Raw genomic sequence first — 24386 nt, 5'->3', positions numbered from 1 at the left:
CGACAGCAGCGGCGGTCATCGCCCCCACCAACCGGCCGAGCCCGCGGCCATCGCCCCTACCATGGGGGACATGACTGCAACCTCCGCCCGCCGGGTCCTGCTCGCGGCCCCTCGTGGCTACTGTGCCGGTGTCGACCGTGCCGTGATCGCCGTAGAGAAGGCCCTGGAGCAGTACGGCGCGCCGATCTACGTGCGCAAGGAGATCGTCCACAACAAGTACGTCGTCCAGACCCTGGAGAAGAAGGGCGCCATCTTCGTCGACGAGACGGAGGAAGTGCCCGAGGGCTCCATCGTGATCTTCTCGGCGCACGGTGTCGCGCCGGTGGTCCACGAGGAGGCCGCCGCGCGCAAGCTGGCCACCATCGACGCCACCTGCCCCCTGGTCACCAAGGTCCACAAGGAAGCAGTCCGGTTCGCCAAGGAGGACTACGACATCCTCCTGATCGGCCACGAAGGCCATGAAGAGGTCATCGGCACCAGCGGTGAGGCCCCCGAGCACATCACCCTGGTCGACGGCCCCGACGATGTGAAGAACGTCGAGGTGCGGGACGAGTCCAAGGTCGTCTGGCTCTCCCAGACCACCCTCTCGGTCGACGAGACCATGGAGACCGTGGACGCCCTCAAGGAGCGCTTCCCGCAGCTCATCAGCCCGCCCAGCGACGACATCTGCTACGCCACGCAGAACCGCCAGACCGCCATCAAGCAGGTGGCCGCCGAATCCGACCTGGTGATCGTGGTCGGCTCCAAGAACTCCTCCAACTCGGTGCGGCTGGTGGAGGTCGCCCTCGGCGCGGGCGCCAAGGCGGGCCATCTGGTCGACTACGCGAGCGAGATCGACGAGGCGTGGCTGGAGGGCGTCACCACGGTCGGCGTGACCTCGGGCGCCTCCGTTCCGGACGTGCTCGTCGAGGGCGTCCTGGAGTGGCTGGCCGAGCGCGGCTTCGGCGACGTCGAGGTCGTCCAGCCCATGCAGGAGTCGCTGACCTTCTCGCTGCCCAAGGAGCTGCGCCGGGACCTGCGGGCGGAGGCCGCCGCGGTCTCGGGTGAGCAGGAGGCGCAGGCGGCCGCCGGTCAGCCCGAGGCACCGGCGGTCGCCGCCCGGCCGGAGGGGTCCCAGCTGTGACCTACGGCCAGGGGGCCACGGGGGCGTCCGCGGCGAAGGTGTTCGGCATCGACATCGGCGGTTCGGGCATCAAGGGCGCCCCGGTGGACCTGGACCGGGGCGAGCTCGCCGAAGAGCGCCATAAGGTGCTCACCCCGCATCCGTCCACGCCCGAGGCGGTCCTGGACGGTGTGGTGGAGGTCGTCCGGCACTTCGACTGGTCCGGGCGGCCGGTCGGGGTGACCTTCCCGGGCGTGGTGAAGGACGGTGTCACCCTTACGGCCGCGAATGTCGACAAGAGCTGGATCGGCACCGATCTCGCGTCGCGCCTCGCCGAACGGCTGGGCTGCCCGGTCACGGTGCTGAACGACGCCGACGCGGCCGGGGTCGCGGAGGCGACGTTCGGCGCCGCCCGCGGCGTCAAGGGCACCGTGATCGTGCTCACCCTCGGCACCGGCATCGGCAGCGCGGTCTTCACCGACGGGCATCTGCTCACCAACACCGAGCTGGGCCATCTGGAGCTGGACGGCCACGAGGCGGAGAAGCGGGCCTCGACCAAGGTCAAGGACGACCACGACCTCAGCTGGTCGCACTGGGCGCGCCGGGTGCAGAAGTACCTCCATCACCTGGAGATGCTCTTCTCTCCCGAGCTCTTCGTGCTGGGCGGCGGTGTGAGCCGTAAGGCGGACAAGTTCCTGCCGCTGATCGAGGGCGTCAGGGCCGGGATCGTGCCGGCGCAGCTTCAGAACAACGCGGGGATCGTGGGTGCCGGGATGGCCGCGGCCGCTGCTGCCGGCGACGCCGGGTGACCAGCAGGGCCCGCCGTACGAGCACGATCACCACGGTCAGCAGCGTCCCCGCGTAGAGCCAGCCGGCCTGCAGCGACAGCGCGGTGAACACCCCCACCGCCTGTCCGCTGAAGCCCGCCGAACCCTCGTTGACCGGCAGCAGCCCGACCGTATACGCCAGCGGCGCCGTCACCGGCGCCGCCAGCAGGTCGGCGGGCCGCACCCACAGCCCGCAGGCCGCGCAGACGGGCAGGAAGAGCACGCTGTAGACGGTGGGGGAGCCGGAGAACAGCAGCGCGTCCAGGCAGCCGATGCCGAGCATGGTGAGCGTGGTCAGCAGCCCCGCGCCCAGCCCGGTCAGCCGGGGGTCCGGGAAGGACAGCCCCCGGGCCCGCCGCAGGACGGCGGGCAGCGCCGCGGCCGCTCCGGACGGCCCCGTACGGCGTGTTCGCCGCTTGTCGGCGGGCCGAGGCGCCCGGGCCGCGCCCCCGGACCGCCCCCGGCCCTGCCCCGTGCCTCTGCCGCGTCCCGGATACGTGTCGTCCGCGGCCGGGCGGGGCGGTGGTGCCGCCGCGCGGCGGGGCGTACGCGTGCTGTAATGCTCCACCCGACCAACGTAGGTCGCCGGAGGGCGAGAATCCGGTCTTGGACACGCCCTTCGCAGGACCTTGGCAGTGTGTTCGACCGATTGTCAGCCCGGCCGGGTGATCGAGGGCGGCCCCGTAGACTGGTGGACCGGCCCCGGCTCCACCGGGGCCCGTCATCGGTCCTCACATCCCCGCCACGGGAAGCTACGGGAAGTCGTCAACGTGTCGCTCACGATCGGAATCGTCGGTCTGCCGAATGTCGGCAAGTCGACCCTGTTCAACGCCCTCACCAAGAACGACGTGCTGGCGGCCAACTACCCGTTCGCCACCATCGAGCCCAACGTCGGCGTGGTCGGCGTCCCCGACCCCCGCCTGGACAAGCTCGCCGAGATCTTCGGCTCGGCCCGCAAGCTGCCCGCCACCGTCGACTTCGTCGACATCGCGGGCATCGTCAAGGGCGCCTCGGAGGGCGAGGGCCTGGGCAACAAGTTCCTGGCGAACATCCGTGAGTCGGACGCCATCTGCCAGGTCATCCGCGCCTTCAAGGACGAGAACGTCGTCCACGTCGACGGCAAGATCTCGCCGAAGAGCGACATCGAGACCATCAACACCGAGCTGATCCTCGCCGACCTCCAGACCATCGAGAAGGTGCTGCCGCGCCTGGTCAAGGAGGCCCGCATCAAGAAGGACAAGCAGCCCCAGGTCAAGGCCGTCGAGGAGGCCAAGGCCATCCTCGACGAGGGCCGCACCCTCTTCTCCGCCGGCATCGTCCAGGGCAGCGAGCGCGCCGCCCTCCTCCACGAGCTGCACCTGCTCACCACCAAGCCCTTCCTCTACGTCTTCAACGTCGACGAGGAGGAGCTCACCGACGACTCCTTCAAGGCCGAGCAGCGCGCCCTCGTCGCCCCCGCCGAGGCGATCTTCCTCAACGCCAAGCTGGAGGCCGACCTCGCCGAGCTCGACGAGGACGAGGCCCTCGAGCTCCTCCAGTCCGTAGGCCAGGACGAGCCCGGCCTCGCCACCCTCGCCCACGTCGGCTTCAACACCCTCGGCCTCCAGACCTACCTCACCGCCGGCCCCAAGGAGTCCCGCGCCTGGACCATCAAGAAGGGCGCCACGGCCCCGGAGGCGGCCGGTGTCATCCACACCGACTTCCAGAAGGGCTTCATCAAGGCCGAGGTCATCTCCTACGAGGACCTGGTCGAGACGGGCTCCGTCGCCGAGGCCCGCGCGGCCGGTAAGGCGCGCATGGAGGGCAAGGACTATGTGATGCGGGACGGGGACGTGGTGGAGTTCCGCTTCAACGTCTAGCGGATTCCGCACCACCACGTCGGTGGTCGGGCGCCTCTGCGGGTCAGGCGGGGTCCGGACCCGTGAGCAGGGGGCTGACGGTGAACACGCTGGGATGGTCCACGAGTTCGTCGCACAGGCCGGGCGGGATGGTCAGGATGGGGGCGTCGGCGGCGGCCATGTCGGCACGGGCGGCGGCGAGTTCCTCGGGAGTGAAGGCGCCGTGTTCCGCCTGCCTTCCGGGCGTGCCGCGGCGCCGGCTGTGCCCGGAAGGCTCATGGTGAGTCGTCGTGCTGTTCGGCCGCGGCGCGGCGGAACTCCGCGTTGATGCGCTGGGCTTCCTCGAGTTGGTCCTCGAGGATCACGATGCGGCAGGCGGCCTCGACCGGCATGCCCTCGTCGACGAGTTCGCGGGCGCGGGCGGCGATCCGCAGTTGGTAGCGGGAGTACCGGCGGTGCCCGCCCTCCGAGCGGAGCGGGGTGATGAGGCGGGCCTCACCGATGGCGCGGAGGAAGCCGGGGGTGGTGCCGAGCATCTCTGCTGCCCGTCCCATGGTGTAGGCGGGGTAGTCGTCGTCGTCCAGACGACCACTGAGCGGATTGTCTGCTGTCATTCTCACCTCGTTGAGCAACGCGTCGAGGGGCCCTGGTGCCGTGCGCACCAGGGCCCCGAAGGAAATTCAACACCATCTGTCGGCCCTACTGCTCTGCCGACCTTCTGTCTTCCGCTACGCCGCCCGAGGAGGGCGGGATCGCGGGGATCGCGGTTGCGTGACCGGGGACCACCTTCCCATCCGGGGTCTTGCGGTACCCGGGCCGGTTCCCCGTGCCCGGGCGATCCTGATGGCGTCCGCTTCCTCCTTCTCTGCCAAGTCATCCACTTCGGGTTGCACGGTGCGGCTGCCAGTCCCGTCGCCTTCCTGCGAACTACCTGGCTGCGCGACTCGACAGCCGCACCGACCTGCGAACTTCACGTACTTCTACCCGCCAGTTCGTGTCTGCCGGGTCTCGTTCGACTCTGTCTACGAGAAAAACCTTAACCGGCTCACTGGCCAATGTCTACTCTGGCGAGCATAGATTTTGTCCTGCGTGGGTCCTCGATAACCTACGGCGCGTAGCGGCGGGCGTGCGCCTGGTCACCCGGCCCGGCTCAGGGCCGCACCCCGGCGGGAGGCGCCGGCACGTTCGCCGCCGCGTCCAGTGGGGTACAGCGGGCCGGACCGACGAATAAAATCGGCTCTCATGTCGAACGCTGACGAACTGCTCGTTGACGTGGCCGCCATGGTGGAGTCCGAGAAGAGCAACCAGATGTCCCTGACCGTGGTCACCGGCGGCGCTGTCATCACCGGTCGGTTGGCTCCCGAAGCCGTGTGGAGGCAGCGTGTGTCGGAGATCCTGAGGGACTCGGACCGCCTCGGCCCCTTCTCCGGCGTCTTCACCGCCGACGAGACACAGGGCCGGCCCGACCGCGGCGAGCCACCCACGCATCTGCACTTCCACGTCGCCCGGATCCTGCAGGGAAGCATGGGGATTCCCGAAACGGGTGGGATGTACCGCGTCGCGATCAAGGACGTCAGTGCCTGGACCGTTGGCGACTTCAGCTACTCCGACTCATGAGTCACTGACCCCTGGTCGGCCCTGGAGGCGCTGTCCTGCCGACCGGACACTGAACCGAAAGCGTTGAGGGCTCGACCGGCACGTGCCGGTCGAGCCCTCAACGCTGTCCTGGTCTCGGCTTTCGCCTCTTCCGCCGGTTACCGGGGAGTGGGGGTGCCGAGCTGGGCCGACGCTTCCTCGAGCGGAGTGAGACCGCGCGCGGGTGAGGTGTCGGGGAGGGCTCGGCACGTGAAGCCGAGACGGGTCATGGCCCTGGTGACTTCACCGGCGGTGAAGTCACGACGGTCCTGCCCGGTGATGACCTCGCCCACCTGCTTCACGGGGTACTGGCGGCGGCCGATGATCACGGAGTCACCCGTGACGAGCTCGGGCGTGACGCCCTTCATCGACGCCAGCACCCCACTTCTGGTCAGGTCGAACGGGAAACGGGCGATGACGCAGCGCATGGGTGCCTCACAGATGGTGGGAGAGGGGCTGAGCGCGGAAGGCGGATCAGCGTGAGAGGGCGAGAATGCCCACGGCGCGGCCCTGTTCGTCGATGACGGGCAAGGCCGCGAGGCGCCCGTGCCGCATCGTGCGCTCGGCTTCGGCGATCGTGGTCATGGGCGAGGTGAACGGTCCGTCGTGGCCGAAAACGTCCCGCAGGCGGACCCGGTCCGTGTACGCGGAACTGTCGCGGACGACGTTGAGCTGGGCTTGGGCGATCAGCCCCGTACACCGGCCGTCCTCGTCGTAGACGAGCAGATGCCCGGAACGGGCACTGGCCATGACGGACAGGGCCACCTCCACGGTCATGTCGTCCCAGACCTGCGGGCCGGGCGCGTCCATGGCGTCGGTCACGGTCTCGGCGGCTGAATCCGCCGGGTGCGGCGTCGTCTGGACCAGCGTCAAAAGGTGCCTCCTGGGGGAACGGGTAAAAGTCCTGAGTCGAGGAAGGGCCTAAGCCGCCGCGTCGAGGGCGGAGTGCCGCCGAGCTTTATGGTGTGCCACCGCGCCGGTCCGGCGGCCCCCGGCGGCACGGCTGCGCCGACCGCGGGAGTCGGGGGCGCCGCGCTGGGGGCGCTCCACCCCCGCTGTCGTGATGGCGACCGGAATGCCCGACGGAGTGCGCGCGCCGGTGATGCGGCTCAGTTCGGCCTCACCCGAGCGGACCCGGGTGGTCCGAGGGCGGATTCCGGCGTCCGCCATGAGACGGACCGCGCCGCGGCGCTGGGCGGGCGTCACCAGGGTGACGACGAGGCCGGACTCGCCGGCGCGGGCCGTGCGGCCTCCCCGGTGGAGGTAGTCCTTGTGGTCACTGGGCGGGTCCACGTTGACCACCAGGTCGAGGTTGTCGACATGGATCCCGCGTGCCGCGACATTGGTCGCCACCATGACCGTCACCTGCCCCTTCTTGAACTGGGCCAGGGTCCTTGTGCGCTGCGGCTGTGACTTTCCACCGTGCAGTGCGGCGGCCCGGACACCGCTCTCCAGCAGGTGGTCGGTGAGCCGGTCGACGGCGTGCTTGGTGTCCAGGAACATGATCACGCGGCCCTCTCGTGCCGCGATCTCCGTTGTCACCTGGTGCTTGTCCGCGCCGTGGACATGCAGCACATGGTGCTCCATCGTGGTGACCGCCGCCGCGGACGGGTCGACGGAGTGGACCACCGGGTCGACCAGGTACCGGCGGACCAGAAGGTCGACGTTGCGGTCCAAGGTGGCGGAGAACAGCATCCGTTGCCCCTCCGGGCGCACCTGCTCCAGCAGCGCTGTGACCTGCGGCATGAAGCCCATGTCGGTCATCTGGTCAGCCTCGTCCAGGACGGTGATGCCGACCTGGTCCAGGCGGCAGGCGCCTCGTTCGACGAGGTCCTTCAGACGGCCCGGCGTCGCGACGAGCACCTCCGCCCCGCCACGCAGCGCACCGGCCTGTTTGCCGATCGACATCCCACCGACCGCCGTGGCCAGCCGGAGCCGCACGGAGCGGGCGTACGGAGCGAGCGCATCGGCGACCTGCTGTGCCAGCTCCCGGGTGGGCACCAGCACCAGCGCCAGCGGCTGCCGGGGCTCGGCCCGCCGACCGGCCGTACGGGCCAGCAGCGCCAGGCCGAAGGCCAGGGTCTTGCCGGATCCGGTGCGCCCGCGGCCGAGTACGTCACGCCCCGCGAGGGAGTTCGGCAGGGTCGCCGCCTGGATCGGAAACGGTACGGTCACCCCTTCGGCGACGAGCGCGGCCAGCAGCTGCCGGGGCATCTCGAGATCGGCGAACGTCTCGGCGGCGGGGAGTGCGGGGCTGCTCGTCACCGGCGGGGCGAACTCCCCCGGCGGTACGGGGCGGCCGCCCCCGTCACCGCGCGAACGGCTCGGACCACCGGAGCGCTTGGAGACCGTGGCCCTTGAGCGGCCGCCGCCCTTCCGGGAGCCGGAATTGCCGGTACGGGCCGGGGCGGAACGGTCGTTCGTACGTGTGCGGTTCATGCGGAACCTTCCTGGAAGCGGCACGCATCAAGGAATTCCCGCAGCACTCAGCAGTGCAGAAAATCGCAAGAACGGGCCAGAAAAACGCCGAAAATGGGTCCGGTACGAGTCGGGGCTCGCACTCCACGGCGCGGGCCTCAGCTTCACGCTGCGGGTGTCAACTCCGGGCGGGAACGATGTTCTCGGCCATCGGGCCCTTCTGGCCCCGCGTGATGTCGAAGCTCACCTTCTGGCCTTCCAGGAGTTCGCGGAAACCATGGTCGGCGTGGGGCAGTACCCGGAGACCGCGCTCTGCGGCCTCCGTGTCGCGCGATGATTACCCAGCCCGGAATATGAAGATTTTGGGAACCACAACAGCAACCGGGGGCAACAGTAGCACGGCGCAGGTGGCCGTATATGCTAAATCGTTGCGCTCCGTTTATCATCTCAGAAAGTTTCATCGCGGGTCGCGCGGATTTCTCATTTCGCCACCACAGATATTCGGTCCACCCGGGGCACGGCCGAGCGGCCCGAGCGGCCCGGCGCAGGCAGTGGTCGCGCCACCCGCTCCTTGTTGCCGCCGACTTCAGACCGCAGGCGGGCGGGCCGGGTCGTCCGCGCCTAGTCGCGGACACCGTAGCGATCGAGGAACATGGCGATTCCCTCTTCGACGACCACGTCGAACGGCGGGATGTTCATGACGTCCGGTCCGATCGCCATGACCTGCGGCCAGATGATGAATTCCTGGAGGAGCCCCAGGAATTGATGTGCCGCCAGTCCCGGGGACGGGCAGTCGATCTTCCCGGTCTCGTGCAGACGCTGTAGGCAGTCGGCGAGTGCCTTGGTCAACGGCTCCTTGCCGACCCGGTAGAACTCCTCGGCGATCCAGGGGCTGCGGCGGGACTCGGCGATCACCAGCCGGGTGAAGGCGACCTGGTCCGTGTCCTCGATGAAGGTCAGCAGGATCTGGGAGAACTGCCGCAGGAATCCGGCCGGGTCGCCGTCGCTCCCCAGACTCCGTTCGAGGCGCGTCGACAGGTCTCCGAGCGGCAGGCCGGACCAGTGGTGCTCCATCACCGCGCGGAAGACCGCCTCCTTGCTGCCGAACTGGTTGTAGACCGTCTGCCGGGCGACCTCGGCCTGGGTGGCGACCCGTTCGAGGTTCACGCCGTCATAGCCGTCCCGCAGGAAGAGCGCCTTCGCCGCCGCGAGGATCTTCACTCTGTTGCGGGAGCGGCCCTTGCCTTGCCGGGCGGGCTGGGAGGGCGCGGGGATCACCGTCAAGCACCTCTTTCTGTACTGGACGCACCAGTCTAGTGCGGCCCCACGCGTGGATCCGGGGTCCGCCGGGATCCTTGTCAACCCCAAACTTGGACTGTACTGTCCAGTCAAATTCGTGGAGGCCGCACCTCCGCCAAACCGTCAGGAAAGGGACACCCCATGCCAGAGATCCTCTGGAACCGCATGACCGCTCGCGCTCTCAAGGAACTGGCGGCCCAGGACGCACCGGTGCTGCTTCCCGTGGGCTCCACCGAGCAGCACGGTCCGCACCTGCCCACCGGTGTCGATGACTTCCTCAGCGCGGAGGCGTGCCGCCGGGCAGCCAGGATCATGGTCGCTCAGGGCAGGCCTGTGGCCGTCGCTCCGTCCCTCTGGTGCGGGCTGGCGGACCATCATGTCGAGTTCGGCGGCACCTTCACCCTCACACTGGCGACGTACCACGCGCTGTTGCGCGATGTGTGCCGCTCCATCCTCATGGCCGGCTTCAGCAAGATCCTGATCGTCAACGGCCACGGCGGCAACATCACGGCCCTGAACGCCATCAGCGGTGACATCTCCCGGGAACTGTCCGCGCCCATCGCCGTCACCAGCTACTTCCTGGCCGGGCAGGCGCGGATCGCGGAGATCCTGGAGGACCAGGACACCCTGATGCACGCCTGCGAGGGCGAGACGTCCATGGCGATGGCGATCGCGCCGGACCTCGTCGACGAGGGACGGCTCGCCGAGGCGGTCGGCCCGGAGATCGCGCTCCAGTCGGATCCGAGCGAGGCGATCCACGTACCACGGCCGTTCCACACGGTCACGTCGTCGGGTGTGGCGGGTGACGCGCGCAGGGCGTCCGCCGAGAAGGGGGACGCCATTTTGGACGCATGCGCGGAAGCCATCGCCGAATGGCTGATGAAATGACCCTGCGGCAGGGCGCGGACGGAACGAGCAAAGGGGCATCGACATGACGCAGGCGCCGAAGCAGGACGGCTATGCGGCTGAGTACCGGCGCAGCCTGGAGGATCCGGAAGGCTTCTGGCTGGACGCCGCCCGTGCCATCGACTGGACCGTCGCCCCGACCCGGGCCCTCGACGCGTCGGAGGCCCCGCTGTACCGGTGGTTCCCCGACGGGCGGATGAACACCTGCCACAACGCCCTGGACCGCCACGTCGACGCCGGGCGCGGCGAGCAACTCGCGCTGGTGTACGACAGCCCGGTCACCGGCCGCAAGGCGGCGTACACCTACCGGGAGTTGCGTGACGAGGTCGCGCGGTTCGCCGGGGCGCTGGCCGGGCTCGGGGTGGCCCAGGGCGACCGCGTCGTGATCTATATGCCGATGGTTCCCGAGGCGGTCGTCGCCATGCTGGCCTGCGCCCGCATCGGCGCCGTCCACTCGGTCGTCTTCGGGGGATTCGCCGCGCGTGAGCTCGCCGTGCGCATCGACGACGCCCGCCCCAAGCTCGTCATCGCCGCCTCGTGCGGCATCGAACCGGCCCGCGTCGTGCCGTACAAGCCGCTGCTGGACGATGCCCTCGCGCTGGCCGCACACCGGCCGGAGCACTGCGTCATCCGCCAGCGGCCGCAGTGCGCCGCGGATATGACCGGCCGTGACCTCGACTGGGACCAGGTCATGGCGACCGCCGAGCCGGTCGACTGCGTCCCCGTGGCCGCCACTGACCCGCTGTACATCCTCTACACCTCCGGTACCACCGGTCGCCCCAAGGGCGTGGTGCGCGACAACGGCGGCCATGCGGTGGCGCTGCGCTGGTCCCTGGAGAACGTGTACGACACCCACCCCGGTGAGGTCTTCTGGGCGGCCTCGGACGTGGGCTGGGTCGTCGGCCACTCCTACATCGTCTACGCGCCGCTGCTCACCGGCTGCACCACGGTCCTCTACGAAGGGAAGCCCGTCGGCACCCCGGACGCCGGTGCGCTGTGGCGGGTGGTCGCCGAACACCGGGTGACGGCACTGTTCACCGCGCCGACGGCGATCCGCGCGGTGAAGAAGGAGGACCCGCGCGGAGCGCTGCTGCACGCCCACGACATCGGATCGCTGCGCCACCTGTTCCTGGCCGGCGAGCGCCTGGACCCGGAGACCTACCACTGGGCCACGGACCTGCTCGGCGTTCCGGTGGTCGACAACTGGTGGCAGACCGAGACCGGCTGGCCGATCGTCGCCAACCCCATGGGCCTGGAGCCGCACCCGCTCAAGGCCGGTTCGCCCACCGTGCCCATGCCCGGCTACGACGTGCGCATCCTCGACCCGACGGGCCGCGAGGTGCCGCCGGGCGCCGACGGCGCGGTGGCGATCCGGCTGCCGCTGCCGCCCGGCACGCTGCTCACCGTGTGGCAGGACGACGCACGGTATGTGCGCTCGTACCTGTCCGCCTACAGCGGCTACTACCTCACCGGCGACGGCGGCCGTAAGGACGACGACGGCTACGTGTACGTCATGGGCCGCACCGACGACGTGATCAACGTGGCCGGGCACCGGCTGTCCACCGGCGCGATGGAGGAGGTGCTCGCCGCTCATCCGGATGTCGCCGAGTGCGCTGTCGTCGGCGTCGCCGACCCGCTCAAGGGGCAGGTGCCGCGCGGTCTCGTCGTGCTCAAGGCGGGCCTCGACCGCGATCCGCGGGACATCGCCACGGAACTCGTCGCCGCCGTCCGGGAGACGATCGGCCCCGTGGCGGCGCTGCGCCGGGTCGACGTGGTCGCGGCGCTGCCCAAGACGCGCTCGGGCAAGATCCTGCGCCGCACGATGCGCGACATCGCCGACGGCCGGGACACCGAGCTGCCCTCCACCATCGACGATCCCGCGGTGATCGAGGCGCTGCGACCGGTACTCCGCGACGACGGCTAAGCGCTCCGCTGGAAGTCCCTGACCTGTCGTCGATCGTCCGCGGCGCCGTCGTGGCTGGTCGCGCCCGCGCGGCGGAGCCGCACATCAACACAGCCCCGCGCCCCTTCGGGGCGCACCCGAACCGCACCGGACTTCAATGAGGCGGCTTAGGTCTCATGCGGATGGTCCTCGTGTGGATGGTCCTCGTGTGGACCCGCCCGGACGACCCGGACCGGCCCGGACCGGGCGGTACCGGTCGTACGGACGGCCGTTTCGTGGCGTCAGCGGCGGCAACCCGGAGTGCCCTGGCTGTCGAAACCACAGCCGACCGCAGGCACAAGAGGGAGAAGGCCCATGGCGGACATATCGGAGCAGGAGCTGGACGAGGTCTGGAACCAGTTCCACTCGGTGGTGAACATGACCTCGCGCGAACTGCACGAATGGCTGATGACCGAGTCCGCCGGTGAGGTCACCGAGAGGCTGCCGGAGGAGATGGGCCCGGAGACCGGGCGCCATGTGCTGGAGGTGCTGGGCAAGCGGCGCGGGGACCTCACCGACGACGACATCGGCGTCATGCGCGGGGTCGTCGACACCGTCACCGCCGAGCGGGGCGACGACCTGGACCCGACGGCGGGGGACGCCGACTGGCGCCACCGGATGATGAACCTGGGGCACGACCCGCTCAAGCCGCTCGCCTCGGAGCAGTCGCAGGCCCGCCGCCGCTGAGCGCGGGCCGCCGACCATCCTGCCCCGCCGGGAATGCATGATCCGCGGGGTGCCGGTAACCCGCCCAGGACCCACCACAGACGAGGAGGGGAGCAACGCCGTGCGCATCGGAATCATCGGAGCGGGCCACATCGGCTCGACGCTGGCCCGCCACTTCGCCTCGATCGGCTACGAGGTGGCGATCGCCAACTCCCGCGACCCGGACACCCTGGCCGACCTGGTGACCGACATCGGCGGCCCGATCCGCGCGGTGACCGCCGAGGAGGCGGCCCGGATCGGCGAGGCGGTGGTCGTGTCCATTCCGTACGGCCGCTATCGGGAACTGCCGACCGAGCCGCTGCGCGGCAAGGTCGTCATCGACACCTGCAACTACTACCCCGAGCGGGACGGAAACGACCCGGAGCTCGACGCCGACGCCACCACCTCCAGCGAGAAGATCCAGGCCCACACCGGCGCCAACCTGGTCAAGGCGTTCAACGCGATCTACTGGGAGAACCTCCGCGACCACGCCCGCCCCAAGGGCGCCACCGACCGGGTGGCCATCCCACTGTCCGGCAACGACGAGGAGGCCAAGGCGGCCGTGGCCGGGCTGATCCGCGACATCGGCTTCGACCCCGTGGACGCCGGCCACCTGGGCGAGGGCGGCCGCAAGCACCAGCCGGGCAGCCGCGTCTACGCGACCGAGATGTCCTCCGCCGAGACCAGCGCCCTCCTGAGCGTCGCCTGAGCCCAGGGCCCGGCGCCCGAGGGCCCCGCGTCTGTGCGCCGCGGACGCTGCGCCGGTCCGATGGCTCTACCGGCCACGCTTGTTCTTGCCGGGGGTGAGGCCGTTCAGATCGATGTCGATCTTGAACGGAACCGTCCGCTGGAGGTGGTGGCGGAAGATCCCGGCCGGGGCATAGGCACCGGTCGGCTCGTCGAGCTCATAGACGTGGACGACGGGCACCCCGTCCTCGTCCTCGATGCACCAGTAGTGGGGAATCCCGGCTTCGGCGTACTTGCGGAGCTTGACCGTGCGGTCTCGGTGGGCTGATTCGGGGGAGACGACCTCGATCACGAGTGGCACTTCGTCCGGTGCGAACCAGGTGCGGTCACTGTCGAAGTCGGCTGTTGTCACCAGCAGATCCGGTTCGGGCCGGTTGCGCTGATCCAGCTTGATCGTCATCTCGCGGCCGACCCTCGCCTCGGCGGGTACCTGTTCCATGAGTGCGACGGTGAGCATCGTGACGAGGTGGCCGTGCCACCACCTCTGCGGGGACATCATGAAAACGAGAGCTCCGTCGATCAGCTCGGTGTGGCGCGGCGCCTCGGGGAGGCGGTCCAGGTCCTCCGCGAACCAGCCTTCCGCGCGCGGTGGGCGCATCCAGTCGGGCAGTGCGGTCATGGCTCAACGGTAGCGGTCTCGGGCGGGGGGAGGGCGTCACCTCCCCCCGCCGTCAGGGCTTCTTCGGCTTGCCCTCGCCGTAGAGCCAGACGTCGAAGAGGCGGGTCAGGTCCTTGCCGGACTTCTGTTCGCACAGCTCGATGAACTGCTTGGTGTCGGCGTTGCCGTGCCGGTGGTCCTTGAGCCAGGTGCGGAGGATGGTGAAGAAGGCCGGGTCGCCGACGGTCCGGCGGAGCTGGTGGAGCACCATCGCGCCGCGGCCGTAGACGGGCGGGTCGGAGACGCTGGCGACGGTCGGGGGGTCGGCGGGTGGGAAGTCCCAGATGCCCTCGCTCTCGTCGTCGGTGCCGTCGTAGAAGTCGTCGAAGACCTGCTGGGCGGTGCGGCCGCCGTGGTCCTCCTCCCACAGCCACTCGGCGTAGGTCGCGAAGCCCTCGTTGAGCCACATGTCCTTCCAGACCCGGGGCGTGACCGAATTGCCGAACCACTGGTGGGCGAGTTCGTGGACGACGAGCGTCTTGTCCGGGGCCGCGTCGAAGAACGGCTTGGTCTGGGTCTCCAGGGCGTAGCCGAGACCGGGGAGGTGGCCGACGACGGCGCCGGTGGAGGAGAAGGGGTACGGGCCGAAGGTGCCGCTCTCCCAGGTGATGACGTCGTCGACCTGCTGGGCGATGTCCTTGGCGCCGGCGGCCTCGGTGGGGTCGACGGCCACGTACGCGGGCAGGCCCTTCCCAGTGGTCGTCGTACGGATCCCGAAGCGGCCGATGGCGACCGTGGCCAGGTAGCTGGCCATGGGCTCGCCGCTGTGCCACCGGAAGGTGGTGCGGCGCCCCCGGGTCTCCTGGCCCTTCAGCTCGCCGTTGGAGACGGCGGTGTAGCCCTGCGGAACGGTGACGGCGATGTCGTAGGCGGCCTTGTCGGAGGGGTGGTGGTTGCCGGGGAACCAGGTCATGGAGCCGGTCGGCTCGCCGAGGGCCACCGCGCCGTCGTGGGTGCGGATCCAGCCCTCCTTCCCGGTGTCCTCGCCGGTGAGGGTCTTCGGCTTGCCGTCGTAGACGACGGTGGCCGTGAAGGTGCGGCCTTTGGGGAGGGCCGCGGCGGGCGTGAGCACCAGCTCGGTGCCGCTGCGGGCGGCCTTGGCGGGACGGCCGTTCACCGTGGCCTTCCGCACCCGCAGCCCGGCGAGGTCGAGGTGGAAGGAGCTCAGCGCGCGGTCCGCGCGGGCGGTGATCCGGGCGGTGCCCTTGAGGTGTCGCGAGCCAGGGGTGTAGTCGAGGGCGAGCCGGTAGCCCCGCACGTCGTAGCCGCCGTTGCCGAGCCGCGGGAAGAGCGCGTCGCCGACCCCCGCACCACCCGCCCCGGCACCGGGCACCCCGCCCGCGTCCCGCGCCCCGGCGCCACCGGTGCACCCCGCGCACAGCGCGAGGAGCAGCACACCGGGCAGCACCCGCGAGAGGCGGCGAGTCGCCGCGGCCGCCGCGCGTGATTGGCGCATCCCCGCGGCCGCCGCGCGTGATCGGCGCATCCCTGCCGCGCGTGACCCGCTCCCCGCCGCCGCGCGTGATCCGCTCATCCCCGCTCCGGCCCGGGCGCCGGGGATTCCGCGCACTCCGGCAGCGGTTCGTCGTCCATCTCGCGTCCCTACGCTTCGGCGGCTACTTCTCAGGAGGGTAATGCGGCCGACGGGGCGAAACGTGCGGGACCGCCGATGGCACGACACCGCGTCACGGTCGCAAAGGCCGGTGGGCGTCCGGCGTCGGGCCGCTCACCGACCTCTGAGCGACTTAAACGTCTCTGAGCTGCAGTTCACCACTTCTAGTGAAGCTCTGGCCTTCAGTTGCAATCGGCAACCCTGAGTTGCCAAGCTGTTGCTGACTGTCAACCCAGGGAGTGCACGTGGCCTTTGGTGACCAGCCCGCATACCTCCGCGTCGCCGACGATCTGCGGAAGAAGATCGCCGCGGGTGAGCTGCCGCCGCATGCGCGTCTCCCCTCCCAGGCCAGGATCCGGGAGGAGTACGGGGTTTCGGACACCGTCGCGCTCGAGGCGCGCAAGGTGCTGATGGCCGAGGGGCTGGTCGAGGGGCGTTCCGGGTCGGGGACGTATGTGCGGGCGCAGCCGGTGCCGCGGCGGGTGGTCCGGGGTGGGTTCCACACCGCCGGGGAGACCACGCCGTTCCGGCAGGAGCAGACCGACGACCGGATCACCGGCACCTGGGAGGCCGAGAGCGAGCAGGAGGAGGCCGGGGGCGAGATCGCCGAGCGGCTGGGGATCGAGGTGGGGGAGCGGGTGATGCGCACCCGCTATGTGTTCCGGTCGCGGGGCGAGGTCGTGATGCTCTCCACCTCCTGGGAGCCGCTCGCGCTCACCGGCCGTACGCCCGTGCTGCTGCCCGAGGAGGGCCCGCTGGCCGGGCGCGGGGTCGTCGACCGGATGGCCGCCCTCGACCTGGTGGTGGACAACGTGGCGGAGGAGGTCGGCGCGCGCCCCGGCCGGGCCGAGGAGGTGCTGGCGCTCGGCGGAGTGCCGGGCCACTGGGTGCTGGTCATCTCGCGTACGTACTTCGCGGGCGGGCGCCCGGTGGAGACCGCCGATGTGGTGGTGCTGGCCGAGCGCTATCGGATCGCCTACCGGCTGCCGGTGAAGTAATCGTTCGCCCGCGGTCGGCGCTCACCGGTAGCCGTCAGTGCTCACCGATAGTCGGGCGGTCCGATCCGGGGCGTCTTACCGCGAGTTAACCGCCGCCCCGCCGCCGTAACGGCCCGGCAATGGCGTATCGAGGCCGCCCGTCACCTCCGGCTCCTACCGTCCTCGGGCGTAAGAGAACGGCCCGAGCGACAGGGGAAGCCGGTATGACGGATTCGGTCGATACGGTCACACCTGAGGCGGGAGGGCCGACACGGGCGGGAGCGCCGGCACAGGCGGGAGCGCCGGCACAGGCGGGAGCGCCGAGACCCGTCCCGCGGCGCGGCTACGCCCGGCTGGCGGCGGACGAGAGCCGTGAGGACTACTCGCTGCGCTACGCACCCCACTCCTACCGCCGATGGTCGCCCACCATGGTCGCCTCCACGGCGCTCGGCGGCATCGCCTATCTCGCGGACTTCGCCATCGGCGCGTCCATCGTCTTCACCTACGGCTTCACCAGCGGTATCGCCTCGATCCTCACCGCGGCGACGATCATCTTCCTGACCGGCATCCCCATCGCCCGCGCCTGTGCGACCTACGGCCTGGACATGGATCTGATCACCCGCGGTGCCGGATTCGGCTACTTCGGCTCGACGCTGACCTCGCTGATCTACGCGAGCTTCACCTTCATCTTCTTCGCGCTGGAGGGCTCGATCATGGCGCAGGCCATGCACCAGGCCCTCCATATCCCGCTGCCGGTCGGCTATCTGCTGACCACCCTCATCGTGATCCCGATCGTCTTCCGCGGTATGGGCGCGCTCGCCAAGGTGCAGGCGTGGACCCAGCCGATCTGGCTGATCGGGCTCGCCCTGCCGTTCGTGGTGCTGGCCTTCGAGGCGCCGGACTCCTGGGGCGCGTTCGCCTCCTTCGGCGGGACCGAGGGCGCGGGCTCCGGTTTCGACTGGATCGGATACGGCCTGGGCACGGGTGTCGCGCTCTCGCTGATCGCACAGATCGGTGAGCAGGCCGACTATCTGCGGTTCATGCCCGCGAAGACCGAGGAGAACCGGCGGCGCTGGAATCTGGCGGTCCTGGCCGCGGGCCCCGGCTGGGTGGTCATCGGCGCGGCCAAGCAGATCGGTGGCGCCTTCCTCGCGTTCGTGGCACTCGACGCGGTCGGCAAGACCCATGCGCTGGAGCCGATCGCCCCGCAGATCGAGGCGCTGAAGCCCTGGCTGGGCTCGGTCGCGCTGCCCGCCGCCGCGCTCTTCGTGGTGGTCTCCCAAATCAAGATCAATGTGACCAACGCCTACAGCGGCTCGCTGTCCTGGTCCAACTTCTTCTCCCGGGTCACCCACCGCCACCCCGGCCGGGTCTGGTACATCTTCCTCAACCTCGCCATCGCGCTGGCGCTCATGGAGATGAACATGTTCGCGGCGCTCAACAAGCTGCTGGGCTTCTACTCCAACGTCGGCATCGCCTGGATAGCCGCCGTCGCCGCCGATCTGGTCATCAACAAGCCGCTCGGGCTGAGCCCGAAGTACATCGAGTTCAAGCGGGCGTATCTGCATCCCGTGAACCCCGCCGGATTCGGCGCGATGGTGATCGCCTCGGCGGTCTCGATCGTCGCCTTCTTCGGGGTCTTCGGGGAGGTTGCCGAGGCGTTCTCGACCTTCATCGCCTGCGGTCTCGCGCTGGTGCTCTGCCCGCTGCTGGCATGGCTCACCGGGGGCCGCTACTACCTGGCCCGGAAGAACCCGGTGAACGGGCCGGGTGCCGACATCCCGGACATCACCGCCACCCACGTGTGCGCCTCGTGCGAGACGGCGTACGAGCTGCCGGACATCGCCGACTGCCCGGTGCGGGCGGGGGCCGTCTGCTCGCTGTGCTGCTCACTGGACGCCGAGTGCGGGGATGTGTGCCGCAAGGCGCCCACGGGTGAGCCGGTGCTGATGCCGCTTCCCACGGTGGGCGGCCCCTCCGTGAGCACGTGAACTGAGCCAGGTTCCGGCCCCGCCCTGTTGCGAAACTCACATCAGAGCAGGTGAAAGGGGTTACTGGAAGGGGATCATCCATTTCGCTCTTACGATGGATCGGTTTGTGTCCGGTCGTTGGGGGGCGAAAGGAGTGCCAGGAACTTGAGCACGGAGCAGGGTTCCCACTCGCATTACCGAAGGTCACTCGGACCGGTGGCCCTCACCGCCGTGGGGCTCGGGTCGATCATCGGCTCCGGCTGGCTGTTCGGCGCCGAGCGCGCCGCCGCGCTGGCCGGGCCCGCCGCCATTCTGGCCTGGGTGATCGGCGCCGCCGTCGCCCTGACCATCGCCCTGACCTACTCCGAGCTGGGTTCGATGTTCCCCAAGGCCGGGGGCATGGTCCGGTACGGCCAGTACTCGCACGGCTCGCTGGCCGGATATCTGGCCGCCTGGGCCAACTGGATCGCCATCGTCTCCGTGATCCCCGGTGAGGCCACCGCCTCCGTGCAGTACATGTCCTCCTGGGACTTCGGCTGGGCCAAGGCGCTGTACGACGGGAAGGAGCTGACCGGCAGCGGTGTCGCGCTCGCGTCCGTGCTGCTGCTCTTCTACTTCTTCCTCAACTGGTTCGCGATCACCCTCTTCGCGAAGACCAACACGGCGATCACCGTCTTCAAGGTGGTCGTGCCGACCCTGACCGCCGGGGCGCTGCTGCTGTCGCACTTCGACACCGGCAATGTCACCGGCAACGGCGGCTTCACCCCGAACGGCTGGAACTCCGTGTTCACCGCGGTCGCCGTCTCCGGCATCGTCTGGGCCTACAACGGCTTCCAGTCGCCGCTGAACATGGCGGGCGAGGCCCGTAACCCGGGGAAGTCGCTGCCCAAGGCCGTCATCAGCTCGATCCTCATCGCGCTGGTGATCTACGTCGCGCTGCAGATCGCCTTCCTGACCGCCGTCCCCGCCGCCGATCTGCGGCACGGCGGCTGGTCCGGGCTCTCCTTCAACTCCCCGCTCGCCGATCTCTCCCTGGCCTGGGGCCTGAACTGGCTGGCGATGCTGCTGTACGCGGACGCCTTCATCTCCCCGTCCGGCACCGGCATGATCTACGCGGCCACCACCTCGCGCATGATCCAGGGCGTCCAGGAGAACGGCCATCTGCCGGGGATCTTCGGCAAGGTCGATCCCAAGACCGGCATTCCGCGCCCGGCGCTGCTGCTCAACCTGGCGATCGCCTTCATCTTCCTCGCGGTCTTCCGCGGCTGGGGCTCGCTGGCCGAGATCGTCTCCGTCGCGACCGTGATCTCGTACATCACCGGCCCGGTGGCCGTGATGTCGCTGCGCCGCCTCTCGCCGGAGCTGCCGCGCCCGGTGCGGCTGCGCGCGATGCCGGTGATCGCGCCGATCGCGATGGTCTTCGGCTCGCTGGTGCTGTACTGGGCCCGCTGGCCGCTCACCGGCAAGGTCATCTTCATCATGGCGATCGGGCTGCCGATCTGGGCCTGGTACGAGCTGCGCAAGCCGTGGGCGGAGCTGCGGCCGCATCTGGCCGCCGGCGCCTGGATGGTGACGTATCTGCTGGTGATGGCGGCGGTGTCGTGGGCCGGCGGCACGGAGTTCGGCGGCCGCGGCTATCTGCCGGGCGGCTGGGACATCGTGATCGTCGCGCTGATCGGGCTGGCCTTCTACTTCTGGGGCGTACGCAGCGCATGGCGCAATCCGACGCTGCTGGAGGCCGAGCGCGAGCTGGGCACCGCCGCGGCCGACGAGGCGGGCGAGGGCGGCGACGGCGACCGGGTGAAGGCCGGAGTCGGCGTCTGAGACATGGCCGGATGAGTGCCTCCTTGTAAGAACCCGTATCCGCTGCGTGAAGGTAGGGCGTAGGCTCGGGCATATGCGGATCGGGATTTCCTTAACGGTGTCGCGGAGTCGTGCGCCCGGGCGCGCCACAGCGGAGGGGGCGGGGAGATGAGTGACGGGAACGCCGTGCTGCCCTGGCTCGTGATCCGCCAGGACACCAACGGCAACCGCTACCGCGTCGGGCGCTACGCCACCAGAACGGAGGCCCAGGAGGTGGCCGACCGACTGGAGGGTGAGGGCCAGGAGCAGCTGTACGTGGTCGAGCGGACCGCCGCGTCCCGTCAGTCCGGTTAGCCCGAGTCCGGTCAGCACGAGTCCAGCCGGCCCGAGTCCGGCCGGCACGAGTCCGGCCGGCACGAGTCCGGCCGGCCCGAGTCCGGTCAGCCCGCAGGAATACGTACATCCGGTCCGCGCGAACGCGTACCTCTTCCCGAGCCCCGGGGCGCTCCCGCCCCGGGGCTCTGATGTGCTTCCGCGCAGGCTAGGGTGCGGATCATGAGCGTGCGCGTGGTGGTGGGCGGAGCGGTGTTCGACCGGGGGCGGCTGCTGGCCGCGCGGCGCAGCGCCCCGCCCGAGCTGGCGGGCCGCTGGGAGCTGCCCGGCGGCAAGGCCGAGCCCGGGGAGACCCCGCGGGCGGCCCTCGTCCGCGAACTGCGCGAAGAGCTCGGGGTCGAGGTCGAACCGCTCGAACCACTGCCGGGCGAGTGGCCCCTGAAGCCCGGCTTCGTGCTGCGGGTGTGGACCGCGGCCCTGCGCTCCGGTGAGCCGCGCCCGCTCCAGGACCACGACGAGCTGCGCTGGCTGCCCCCGGACCGGGTGGACGAGGTGGACTGGCTGGACGCGGACCGCCCCGCGGTGGCGGAGGCGGTCCGCCGACTGCGCGCGGCCGGGGCCGCCGAGGGTACCCGTCCGCGCACCCCTTGAAGCCGTCCCGCACGGGGGCCGTCCGAGGCCCCGAACGGGAAAATCCATGGGGTTCGAGCCGCCTCCGTCCGGTTAGGAGTGAGGGGGAGCGCTGATCATGAGCGCTTCACCAAAAGCCGGGACGGACACTGATGGCGGGCTGAGATAGTGCTGTGATCGTGAAGACCGTACTCGGGATGGCCGAAGTGCTGGATACTCGGCTATCTGAAGCCGGTCGGAGCACCTGAGCCGGAGGGGACGGCGCATGAGCGAGAAGCCAGCGGGGGCGGATATGCCCGAGGAGACGGTGGGTTCGCAGGTGTCGCCGATGTCACAGGGGTCCTCGATGTCGGACATGTCGCCCGTGTCCTCGATGTCGGCGGTGTGGCAGAGCAGTCCTCCCGGCTCGATCTATGACTACATCCGGGTCGCCTCCTTCGCGCTCGGGCCCGACGGCCGGATCGCGCAGTGGAGCGAACGGGCCGCGGAGTTGCTGGGGCTGACGGCGAGCCAGGCCATCGGCAAGGATCCGGTGGAGGCGTTCGTACCGCCGGAGTTCCAGGAGACGGGCCAGCGCGCGGTGGCCGACATCCTCGACGGCCGGGAGTGGACCGGGCTGGTCCCCTACCGTAACCCCAAGACGCCGAGCGGGCATGGAATCGCCGAGGTCTATGTGATGCCCGCTCAGGACGAGCACGGGAAGCGGGCCGCGCTCTGCATCGCGGTGGACGTCAGCGCGTTGCGCGGGCTGGAAACCGATCTTGCTTCTTCACAGGCCGTTTTCGGTCAATCTCCGCTCGGGTTCTTCCTCTTCGGGACCGATCTGCGGATCCTCCGCGTCAATGAGCGCTTTGCGAAGGTCTTCGGTCGCCCCACCGAGGAGTACCGCGGCACGACCCCGCACGATCTGCTGCCGCGCGGCGAGGCCGACCGGCTGGCCGCCGCCCTGCGCCAGGTCCTGGACTCCGGGCAGTCGCTGACCGACATGCCCATCGTGGGCCACGCGCCGGGCAGCCCCGACCGCCGCCGCTGGTCGGTCTCGCTCTACCGGCTGCACAGCGGCTCCGGCCGCCCCATCGGCGTCGCCGGGCTCGCGACGGATGTCACCGGCCGCCGCCGCGCCGAACAGGAGGCCGCGGGCGTACGGCGCAATCTGGCGCTGTTGAACGAGGCCGGGGCCCGAATAGGCACCTCGCTCGACCTGGAGACCACCGCCCGCGAGTTGCTGGACGTGGCCGTACCGCAGTTCTGCGACCTGGCCTCGGTCGACCTCTACCAGGGGCTGCTCTCCGGCGACGAGACCCCGCCCGGGCTCGCCGACGGCAGCGCCGAGCTGCGCCGCGTCGCCTTCGCCAGCGCGGTCTCCGACGGCCCGGTCGCCTTCGGCGACATCTGCCGCGTCAACACCGTGGAGGACCCCAAGCCCATCCAGGTCGGCGAGGTGCACCGCTACCCCTTCAACTCGCTGTGCGCCCACGCCCTGCGCACCGCCCAGGTCCGCGTCGTCCCCGGGCGGGACGGCAGCGAGGCCCTGGAGCTCGGGGCCATGCTCCAGTCCACCCTCGTGGTGCCGATGGTCGCGCGGGACACCGTCGTCGGCCTGGCCCAGTTCTCCCGCACCAAGGGCAGCGAGCCGTTCGGCGAACGGGACCGCGCGCTCGCCGTCGAACTGGCCGCCCGCGCCGCCGTCAGCATCGACAACGCCCGGCTGTACCGCAGAGAACACGAACGCGCGCTGATACTCCAGCGCAGCCTTCTCCCGCCCGGCGACCCGGAGGCCGCCGGGCTCGATATCGCCTGCCGCTATCTGCCGGGGAACGCGGCGACCGAGGTGGGCGGCGACTGGTTCGACGTGATCGAGCTGCCCGGGCACCGCACCGCGCTGGTGGTCGGCGACGTCATGGGGCGGGGGCTGCGCGCCGCCGTGGCCATGGGCGAGCTGCGCACCGCCGTACGCACCCTCGCCCTGCTCGACCTGGAGCCCGCCGAGGTGCTCTCCGCGCTGGACGAGATCGCCCGGGGCCTCGGCACACCGGGCGGCTCGCACGCCGGCGCGCGGCCCGGCTCGCGCGCCCTCATGCGCGACGGCAAGGCCGACGACTCCTCCGATCTGACCGAGGTCTACCTCGCCACCTGCGTCTACGCCGTCTACGACCCGGTCACCCGGCGCTGCACGTTCGCCAACGCCGGGCATCCGCCCCCCGTCCTCGTGGAGCCGGGCGAGGACGCCCTGCTGATGGAGGTCCCACCCGGGTTGCCGCTCGGCGTGGGCGGTGAGCCGTTCGAGGAGATCGAGGTCGAGCTCCCCGACGGCGCGCTGCTGGCCCTCTACACCGACGGTCTGGTCGAGTCCCGCGACCACACCCTCGACGAGGGGCTTCAAGCCCTGCGCGCGGCCCTCAACACTCCGGACGGCGCCGACGGCGGGAACGCCGCGGCCGGATCCCTCGAGGACGTCTGCGACCACGTCCTGAGCACCCTCGACACCCACCACGGCGAGGACGACATCGCCCTGCTGATGGCCCGGGTGCAGGGCCTGTCGGCCGAGTCGGTCGGCGACTGGCACCTTCCCAGCGCCCCCCAGTCCGTGGGCCGGGCTCGCGAACTGGCCCGGGAGCAGCTGGAGTCCTGGGGTCTGGACGATCTGGTCGACACCACCGAGCTGCTGGTCAGCGAGCTGGTGACCAACGCCCTGCGGTACGGCGAGGGCGAGATCCGGCTGCGGCTGCTGCTGGACCGCACGCTGGTGTGCGAGGTCTGGGACGGCGGTCTGGTGCAGCCCCGGCGGCGGCGCGCCCGGGACACCGACGAGGGCGGGCGGGGGCTCCAGCTGGTCGGGCTGCTCAGCGCGGGCTGGGGCAGCCGCAGGACCCCGCTCGGCAAGACCGTCTGGTTCGAGCTGGCCCTTCCGGACGGCCAGTCCTCGGGGCCGGACTCGGTGGAGGCGCTGCTCAGCCTGTGGTGACGGGCTGCGGTCCGTTACG

General features: G+C 70.3%; 22 protein-coding genes and 1 pseudogene. 14 read left to right on the top strand and 9 right to left on the bottom strand.

The window, feature by feature from the left end:
• Nucleotides 1-61 precede the first annotated feature (61 nt).
• Together IEJ02_RS28330 and ppgK are read left to right on the top strand one after the other, a co-directional pair.
• Nucleotides 62-1123 (top strand): 4-hydroxy-3-methylbut-2-enyl diphosphate reductase, encoded by a 1062-nt coding sequence (locus tag IEJ02_RS28330; protein ID WP_191067419.1) that lies wholly within the window; start codon nt 62-64, stop codon nt 1121-1123.
• Nucleotides 1120-1911, top strand: a complete 792-nt coding sequence (gene ppgK, locus IEJ02_RS28325; protein WP_191067418.1) for a polyphosphate--glucose phosphotransferase — start codon at nt 1120-1122, stop codon at nt 1909-1911. The genes IEJ02_RS28330 and ppgK overlap by 4 nt, the downstream gene beginning before the upstream one ends.
• Here ppgK and IEJ02_RS28320 read toward each other — a convergent pair.
• Complete coding sequence (locus IEJ02_RS28320; protein WP_191067417.1) at nt 1817-2497, bottom strand: DUF6542 domain-containing protein; 681 nt, start codon at nt 2495-2497, stop codon at nt 1817-1819. The two genes, ppgK and IEJ02_RS28320, sit on opposite strands and share 95 nt — an antisense overlap.
• 202 nt (nt 2498-2699) lie before the next feature.
• On the opposite strand from IEJ02_RS28320, the gene ychF reads away from it, so the two are divergent.
• Nucleotides 2700-3788 (top strand): redox-regulated ATPase YchF, encoded by a 1089-nt coding sequence (gene ychF / locus IEJ02_RS28315; protein WP_191067416.1) that lies wholly within the window; start codon nt 2700-2702, stop codon nt 3786-3788.
• A 254-nt stretch (nt 3789-4042) separates the two neighbouring features.
• Here the strand turns inward: ychF and IEJ02_RS28310 are convergent, their stop codons facing one another.
• On the bottom strand, nt 4043-4381 hold the full coding sequence (locus IEJ02_RS28310) for a helix-turn-helix domain-containing protein (RefSeq protein WP_164429822.1): 339 nt from the start codon (nt 4379-4381) through the stop codon (nt 4043-4045).
• Nucleotides 4382-5009: 628 nt separating this feature from the next.
• On the opposite strand from IEJ02_RS28310, the gene IEJ02_RS28305 reads away from it, so the two are divergent.
• A complete protein-coding gene (locus IEJ02_RS28305; protein ID WP_164429824.1) occupies nt 5010-5384 on the top strand; it encodes a GvpU-like protein in 375 nt (124 codons plus the stop codon).
• Between the two features lie 137 nt (nt 5385-5521).
• Here IEJ02_RS28305 and IEJ02_RS28300 read toward each other — a convergent pair whose 3' ends face one another.
• From IEJ02_RS28300 to IEJ02_RS28280, 5 genes and pseudogenes are all read right to left on the bottom strand, one after another.
• Nucleotides 5522-5830 (bottom strand): SCO5918 family protein, encoded by a 309-nt coding sequence (locus IEJ02_RS28300; RefSeq protein ID WP_191067415.1) that lies wholly within the window; start codon nt 5828-5830, stop codon nt 5522-5524.
• 46 nt (nt 5831-5876) lie between these two features.
• Nucleotides 5877-6275, bottom strand: a complete 399-nt coding sequence (locus tag IEJ02_RS28295) for a CBS domain-containing protein (protein WP_223864535.1) — start codon at nt 6273-6275, stop codon at nt 5877-5879.
• A gap of 48 nt (nt 6276-6323) precedes the next feature.
• A complete protein-coding gene (locus IEJ02_RS28290; RefSeq protein WP_191067414.1) occupies nt 6324-7841 on the bottom strand; it encodes a DEAD/DEAH box helicase in 1518 nt (505 codons plus the stop codon).
• Between the two features lie 157 nt (nt 7842-7998).
• Nucleotides 7999-8106: pseudogene (locus IEJ02_RS28285) on the bottom strand (cold-shock protein); the annotation flags it as partial.
• A 335-nt stretch (nt 8107-8441) separates the two neighbouring features.
• The gene (locus tag IEJ02_RS28280; protein ID WP_191067435.1) at nt 8442-9098 is read right to left on the bottom strand and encodes a TetR/AcrR family transcriptional regulator; all 657 of its coding nucleotides are present in this window, start codon (nt 9096-9098) and stop codon (nt 8442-8444) included.
• Nucleotides 9099-9284: 186 nt separating this feature from the next.
• Between IEJ02_RS28280 and IEJ02_RS28275 the strand changes: the two genes are divergently transcribed.
• The 4 genes from IEJ02_RS28275 to IEJ02_RS28260 all read left to right on the top strand — a co-directional run bounded on the left by IEJ02_RS28275 (nt 9285) and on the right by IEJ02_RS28260 (nt 13381).
• Complete coding sequence (locus tag IEJ02_RS28275) at nt 9285-10007, top strand: creatininase family protein (RefSeq protein WP_263407988.1); 723 nt, start codon at nt 9285-9287, stop codon at nt 10005-10007.
• 43 nt (nt 10008-10050) lie between these two features.
• A complete protein-coding gene (locus IEJ02_RS28270; RefSeq protein ID WP_191067412.1) occupies nt 10051-11949 on the top strand; it encodes a propionyl-CoA synthetase in 1899 nt (632 codons plus the stop codon).
• 333 nt (nt 11950-12282) lie between these two features.
• Nucleotides 12283-12654 carry a DUF3140 domain-containing protein gene (locus IEJ02_RS28265; protein ID WP_191067411.1) on the top strand — a complete coding sequence of 124 codons (372 nt, stop codon included), beginning with the start codon at nt 12283-12285 and terminating at the stop codon, nt 12652-12654.
• 100 nt (nt 12655-12754) lie between these two features.
• Nucleotides 12755-13381 (top strand): NADPH-dependent F420 reductase, encoded by a 627-nt coding sequence (locus IEJ02_RS28260; RefSeq protein ID WP_137979375.1) that lies wholly within the window; start codon nt 12755-12757, stop codon nt 13379-13381.
• Between the two features lie 66 nt (nt 13382-13447).
• On the opposite strand, the gene IEJ02_RS28255 is transcribed toward IEJ02_RS28260, so the two are convergent.
• Together IEJ02_RS28255 and IEJ02_RS28250 are read right to left on the bottom strand one after the other, a co-directional pair.
• Nucleotides 13448-14038, bottom strand: a complete 591-nt coding sequence (locus tag IEJ02_RS28255; protein ID WP_191067410.1) for a Uma2 family endonuclease — start codon at nt 14036-14038, stop codon at nt 13448-13450.
• Nucleotides 14039-14090: 52 nt separating this feature from the next.
• Nucleotides 14091-15533: a M1 family metallopeptidase gene (locus IEJ02_RS28250; RefSeq protein WP_223864533.1), complete on the bottom strand. Its 1443-nt coding sequence runs from the start codon at nt 15531-15533 to the stop codon at nt 14091-14093.
• A 401-nt stretch (nt 15534-15934) separates the two neighbouring features.
• On the opposite strand from IEJ02_RS28250, the gene IEJ02_RS28245 reads away from it, so the two are divergent.
• The 6 genes from IEJ02_RS28245 to IEJ02_RS28220 all read left to right on the top strand — a co-directional run bounded on the left by IEJ02_RS28245 (nt 15935) and on the right by IEJ02_RS28220 (nt 24367).
• Complete coding sequence (locus IEJ02_RS28245) at nt 15935-16687, top strand: GntR family transcriptional regulator (protein WP_191067408.1); 753 nt, start codon at nt 15935-15937, stop codon at nt 16685-16687.
• A gap of 203 nt (nt 16688-16890) precedes the next feature.
• Complete coding sequence (locus IEJ02_RS28240) at nt 16891-18657, top strand: purine-cytosine permease family protein (RefSeq protein WP_223864532.1); 1767 nt, start codon at nt 16891-16893, stop codon at nt 18655-18657.
• Nucleotides 18658-18801: 144 nt separating this feature from the next.
• Complete coding sequence (locus IEJ02_RS28235; RefSeq protein ID WP_191067407.1) at nt 18802-20460, top strand: APC family permease; 1659 nt, start codon at nt 18802-18804, stop codon at nt 20458-20460.
• Between the two features lie 147 nt (nt 20461-20607).
• Nucleotides 20608-20793 (top strand): SPOR domain-containing protein, encoded by a 186-nt coding sequence (locus IEJ02_RS28230; RefSeq protein WP_046090308.1) that lies wholly within the window; start codon nt 20608-20610, stop codon nt 20791-20793.
• 201 nt (nt 20794-20994) lie between these two features.
• Nucleotides 20995-21423 (top strand): (deoxy)nucleoside triphosphate pyrophosphohydrolase, encoded by a 429-nt coding sequence (locus IEJ02_RS28225; protein WP_137979379.1) that lies wholly within the window; start codon nt 20995-20997, stop codon nt 21421-21423.
• A 244-nt stretch (nt 21424-21667) separates the two neighbouring features.
• Entirely contained in the window at nt 21668-24367 is a 2700-nt protein-coding gene (locus IEJ02_RS28220; RefSeq protein WP_191067406.1) for a SpoIIE family protein phosphatase, read from the top strand.
• Nucleotides 24368-24386: the final 19 nt, after the last annotated feature.

It is taken from the genome of Streptomyces sp. 5-10 (assembly GCF_014712245.1).
Classification (GTDB): domain Bacteria; phylum Actinomycetota; class Actinomycetes; order Streptomycetales; family Streptomycetaceae; genus Streptomyces; species Streptomyces violaceusniger.
This window is presented reverse-complemented; position numbering and strand designations above follow the sequence as displayed.

What these genes read in the sequence shown, in the direction of transcription:
- IEJ02_RS28225 (WP_137979379.1), top strand. Translation starts at nt 20,995, where the DNA reads ATGAGCGTGCGCGTGGTGGTGGGCGGAGCGGTGTTCGACCGGGGGCGG.
- IEJ02_RS28310 (WP_164429822.1), bottom strand. Translation starts at nt 4,381, where the DNA reads ATGACAGCAGACAATCCGCTCAGTGGTCGTCTGGACGACGACGACTAC.
- IEJ02_RS28240 (WP_223864532.1), top strand. Translation starts at nt 16,891, where the DNA reads ATGACGGATTCGGTCGATACGGTCACACCTGAGGCGGGAGGGCCGACA.
- IEJ02_RS28275 (WP_263407988.1), top strand. Translation starts at nt 9,285, where the DNA reads ATGACCGCTCGCGCTCTCAAGGAACTGGCGGCCCAGGACGCACCGGTG.
- IEJ02_RS28250 (WP_223864533.1), bottom strand. Translation starts at nt 15,533, where the DNA reads ATGCGCCAATCACGCGCGGCGGCCGCGGCGACTCGCCGCCTCTCGCGG.
- IEJ02_RS28290 (WP_191067414.1), bottom strand. Translation starts at nt 7,841, where the DNA reads ATGAACCGCACACGTACGAACGACCGTTCCGCCCCGGCCCGTACCGGC.
- IEJ02_RS28305 (WP_164429824.1), top strand. Translation starts at nt 5,010, where the DNA reads ATGTCGAACGCTGACGAACTGCTCGTTGACGTGGCCGCCATGGTGGAG.
- IEJ02_RS28265 (WP_191067411.1), top strand. Translation starts at nt 12,283, where the DNA reads ATGGCGGACATATCGGAGCAGGAGCTGGACGAGGTCTGGAACCAGTTC.
- IEJ02_RS28300 (WP_191067415.1), bottom strand. Translation starts at nt 5,830, where the DNA reads ATGCGCTGCGTCATCGCCCGTTTCCCGTTCGACCTGACCAGAAGTGGG.
- IEJ02_RS28230 (WP_046090308.1), top strand. Translation starts at nt 20,608, where the DNA reads ATGAGTGACGGGAACGCCGTGCTGCCCTGGCTCGTGATCCGCCAGGAC.
- IEJ02_RS28220 (WP_191067406.1), top strand. Translation starts at nt 21,668, where the DNA reads ATGAGCGAGAAGCCAGCGGGGGCGGATATGCCCGAGGAGACGGTGGGT.
- IEJ02_RS28330 (WP_191067419.1), top strand. Translation starts at nt 62, where the DNA reads ATGGGGGACATGACTGCAACCTCCGCCCGCCGGGTCCTGCTCGCGGCC.
- IEJ02_RS28270 (WP_191067412.1), top strand. Translation starts at nt 10,051, where the DNA reads ATGACGCAGGCGCCGAAGCAGGACGGCTATGCGGCTGAGTACCGGCGC.
- IEJ02_RS28255 (WP_191067410.1), bottom strand. Translation starts at nt 14,038, where the DNA reads ATGACCGCACTGCCCGACTGGATGCGCCCACCGCGCGCGGAAGGCTGG.